We start from the raw sequence: 344 nt of genomic DNA, 5'->3' as shown, positions 1-344 counted from the left end.
CTACGCGCTACGCAAAACGAAGCCTTTCCTTCCTTGCCGCCGTGCAAATCAGGTGCATCTCATTGTGGGCAAAAATAATTTGACGACACTATCTAGAAAATTTCCAAACTCAAACCCTTTTGATTATGAGATGGCTTCTAATCTCCCCATTTGTGGCAGGCTTCAAAAGCAGAGCCTATGCCGCCCGTTTCCGTGTCATGGCCGGGGTGATGCCACCGATGCCCATGTTGGGCCGTTCATTGTTATAGGTCCAGAGCCAGGCTGTGGCAAACTCCTGTATCCAATGACTCAAAGAGATACTGATTCAGCCAGTCATACCGCACGGTTCGGTTATAGCGTTCGGC

2 pseudogenes are annotated in these 344 nt (G+C 49.7%); one reads left to right on the top strand and one right to left on the bottom strand.

What is annotated here, in order from left to right:
• Positions 1-83 (top strand): annotated as a pseudogene (locus EII23_RS12655) (IS5/IS1182 family transposase); the annotation flags it as partial.
• Between the two features lie 92 nt (positions 84-175).
• On the opposite strand, the pseudogene EII23_RS12650 reads toward EII23_RS12655, so the two are convergent.
• A pseudogene (locus tag EII23_RS12650) lies at positions 176-344 on the bottom strand (integrase core domain-containing protein); the annotation flags it as partial.

This window comes from Desulfovibrio sp. OH1186_COT-070, from assembly GCF_003860215.1.
Lineage (GTDB): Bacteria > Desulfobacterota > Desulfovibrionia > Desulfovibrionales > Desulfovibrionaceae > Desulfovibrio.
The sequence above is the reverse complement of the archived record's forward strand: the minus strand, read 5'-3'. Positions and strand labels throughout refer to the sequence as shown.